Origin of the sequence: Streptomyces sp. NRRL S-495, from assembly GCF_000966955.1 — a bacterium.
GTDB lineage: Bacteria > Actinomycetota > Actinomycetes > Streptomycetales > Streptomycetaceae > Kitasatospora > Kitasatospora purpeofusca.
Window position 1 is genome coordinate 1 of record NZ_JZWY01000900.1, and the last position, 3,768, is coordinate 3,768.

At 72.4% G+C, this 3,768-nt stretch carries 2 protein-coding genes; one reads left to right on the top strand and one right to left on the bottom strand.

From position 1 onward, the window contains the following. Window positions 1-20 precede the first annotated feature (20 nt). The gene (locus VR45_RS35955) at window positions 21-1,550 is read right to left on the bottom strand and encodes a beta-galactosidase (RefSeq protein WP_045944127.1); all 1,530 of its coding nucleotides are present in this window, start codon (window positions 1,548-1,550) and stop codon (window positions 21-23) included. Between the two features lie 493 nt (window positions 1,551-2,043). On the opposite strand from VR45_RS35955, the gene VR45_RS35960 reads away from it, so the two are divergent. Further along, the coding region (locus VR45_RS35960) for a family 20 glycosylhydrolase (RefSeq protein WP_078897260.1) at window positions 2,044-3,768 on the top strand (1,725 nt) is incomplete at its 3' end.

The following is a 3,768-nucleotide window of genomic DNA, read 5'->3' on the forward strand; positions in this document are numbered from 1 at the left end:
GGGCCTCCGGCCGCTCCCCGTCATTCCCCGATCGGGCCGAGGTCCGGCGTCCCGCGGAATTCGACGGTGCGGGCGCGGTGAGCGGAGTGGAGTTCGAGCACCACGACCTCGTTGGTCCCGGCCCGCAGGACCGGCGCGGGGACGTACAGCGAACGCTGCGGCCCCCGGGACCAGTAGCGGCCGAGCGGGAAGCCGTTGACCCAGGCGTTGCCCTTGGTCCAGCCCTCCAGGTGGAGGAAGGTGTCGGCGGGCTCGGCGACCTCGAAGCGGCCGCGGTGGAAGGCGGGCCCGACGGGCGTCCGCGCGCCGGCCGCGAAGGGGACGTCCGCCAGGCTGCTCAGCGGGAGCGGGCGGCAGCTCCACTCGGCGGGTTCGGCACCGTCGAGGAGGACCTGGCCGAGCAGCCCCTTGCGGTCGTGGATGCCGGGACCGTAGTTGACCCGCCCCTGGTTCTCCACCAGGACCGCGAGGGTGCTCCCGGCCGCGGGGGCGGTGAAGGCCAGGGCATGCTCGTGGTTCTCCCGCTCCAGGACGCCCACGGGCTGCCCGTCGACGAAGACCTGGGCGCGGTCGCGGACCTGCTCGACCTCCAGCAGCACCGGGCCGGCGGTCGGCAGCACGGTCTCGTACAGCACGAACCCGAAGTCCTGCGCCAGCTCCTCCATGGTGAGCGGCCGGGGCGACCGGACGGCGGCCGTGGTGAGGACGGCGGCGTTCGGCAGCAGGTCGGCGCTCTCGGTCAGCACGACCGGGGGAAGGGCGAGCTTGGGGCCGCGCGCGGGCACCGGCTCCTCGGGCACGGGGGCGTGCTTGGCGATGACCTCGCGGAACGCGGTGTACTTCGCCGTCGGGTCCCCGGCCTCGTCCAGCGGCGCGTCGTAGTCGTAGGAGGTCACGGTCGGCCGGTAGGTGTGCTTGTCGTTGGCGCCGTTGGTGAAGCCGAAGTTGGTGCCGCCGTGGAGCATGTAGAAGTTGACCGAGGCACCGGCGGAGAGCAGGTCGTCGAGCTCCCGGGCCGCCTCGTCGGCATCGCGGACCACGTGCGCGGCACCCCAGCGGTCGAACCAGCCGATCCAGAACTTCTCCACCTGGACGGCCAGGACCGGACCGCCCCGCGAGGCCAGGTACGGCAGGAGCGGGGTGAGCAGGCGGCGGAAGTAGTCGTCCACGGCGGCCAGGAAGCGGGGGTCGCGGGAGCGCAGCCGGATGTCGGGTTCGGCGAGCAGCCAGGACGGGAGGCCCCCGCCCTCCCACTCGGCGCAGATGTAGGGGCCGGGGCGCAGCAGCACATGCAGGCCCTCGGCGGCGGCCAGCTCGACGAACCGGGGCAGGTCGAGCCCGCCGTCCAGCCGGAACTGCTCCGGCCGCGGCTGGTGGAGGTTCCAGGGCACGTAGGTCTCGACGGTGTTGAGGCCCATCAGCCGGGCCTTGTGCAGCCGGTCCGCCCATTGCGCGGGGTGGACCCGGAAGTAGTGGAGCCCGCCGGACAGCAGCCGGAAGGGTTGGCCGTCGAGCAGGAAACCGGCCTGGTCTGTCTGGAGAACGGGCATGCGCGTCTTGCTCCTGTGTGAAGGGATGCGGTGCGGCAGTGAGCCTGCCCCTGCGACTATGTTTACGTAACCATCGACCCCGTGGCAAGCTTCCGGGCAGCCGGGGCGGTCCCGGCGGGGGCTGGGGCGGACCCGGCGGTGGGGGAACGGGGCGGACCCGGTGGGAGCGCAGGAGGGACCCGCGCCACCCGACCGGGCGAGGTCCGGTCACCTGTGGTCGACGATGACGAAGTCGACGACAGCGGCCGGGCAGTGCGCAGGCCGGTCCTCGGGCCCTGGAATCCTCCCCGCGTCAACAACTGTGCGCGATCATGCGCGATCCAGCCGCGTTTCGAGCAGCTGTTGACTCGATCACCGACTCTGCGTTGCACTGGTGCGAGTTCGTCCCTGATGCGGCCACCCGGGACCGGGCCTTCGCCCCGGCCGATCCCCGGCCCGCCCGACGTCCGCTCCTCCGTCCCCGGGTCTCCCCCGCCTGCCTCCGGAGCTCCCCATGAGACTGCTCAGGTTGTTGACCGTGGTCGTCTGCACCGCGGCGGCCCTCGTCCTGCCCGGCTCGGCGTCCGCCGACCGTGCCACCGCGGCCGCCGGCACCGCCGCCGCCGCGCCACCGCAGACCGTGCCCGCGCTGCGCCAGTGGACCGCCGACAGCGGCTCGTACACCTTCACCACCGCGAGCCGGATCGTCCTCGACCCCGTCCACGGAGCCCGACTCGCCGAGGACGCCGCCACCTTCGCCGACGACCTCGGCCTGCTGGCGGGCCGTCACGTCCCGGTGGTCGTCGGCACCGCCGGCGCGGGCGACATCGCCCTCACCCTCGGCGACGACACCCTGCCCGCCGAGGGCTACCGGCTGACCGTCGCCGCCTCGGCCACCGTCCGGGCCGGGACCACCACCGGCGCGTTCTACGGCACCCGGACGCTCCTCCAACTGCTCCACCAGGCGGCCACCGTGCCGGCCGGGACGGCGGTCGACTGGCCGGCCAAGACCGAACGCGGGCTGATGATCGACCAGGGCCGGAAGTACTTCACCGTCGACTGGGTGAAGCAGCACATCAAGGAGCTGGCCTACCTCAAGCTCAACTACTTCCACTTCCACCTGTCCGACACCTACGGCTTCCGCCTGGAGAGCTCCACCCACCCGGAGATCGTCTCCGCCGACCACTACTCCAAGCAGGACATCGCCGACCTGGTCGCCCTCGGCCGGAAGTACCACATCACCATCGTCCCCGAGATCGACACCCCCGGGCACATGAACCCGATCCTGGCCGCCCACCCCGAACTCGCGCTGCGCAACAGCTCCGGCGTGGCCGACCCCGCCTTCATCGACCTCTCGAACCCCGGGGCCTACACGCTGATCAAGGACCTGATCAACGAGTACCTGCCGCTGTTCCCCGCCCCCTACTGGCACATCGGCGCCGACGAGTACGTCGACGACTACAGCCGCTACCCCCAGCTGCTCGCCTACGCCCGCGCCCACTACGGCGCGAACGCGACCGCCAAGGACACCTACTACGGCTTCGTCAACTGGTCCGACGCACTGGTACGGGCCGCCGGCAAGACCACCCGGATGTGGAACGACGGGATCAAGGCCGGTGACGGCACCGTCGCCCCCGACCCCGGCATCCTGGTCGAGTACTGGTACGACTACGGCCTCACCCCCCAGCAGCTGGCCGCCGCCGGGCACCGGGTCGCCAACGAGTCCTGGACCCCGACCTACTACGTGCTCGGCGGCGCCAAGCCCGACACCAGGTGGATGTACGAGACCTGGACGCCGGACCTCTTCCAGGGCGGCCGGACCCTCACCGACCCGACCGGGAACCCCGGCTCGCTGATCCACGTCTGGTGCGACAACCCCGCCGCCGAGACCGAGGCGCAGATCGCCGCCGGCATCATGTACCCGCTCCGGGGACTCGCCCAGCAGACCTGGGGATCACCCAGGCCGACAGCCGCCTACGCGTCGTTCGTCCCGATCGCCGCCGCCGTCGGCCACAACCCCGCCTGGCCCGGCACCGGCGGACCCGGCAACCTGGCCCGCAACCGGCCGACCACCGCCTCCAGCACCGAGACCCCCGACTTCCCCGCCGCGTTCGCCACCGACGGCGACGGCGGCACCCGCTGGTCGAGCGCCTACGGCGACCCGCAGTGGCTGCAGGTCGACCTGGGCTCGACGCAGGCGGTGAACCGTGTCGTGCTGCGGTGGGAGACCGCCTACGGC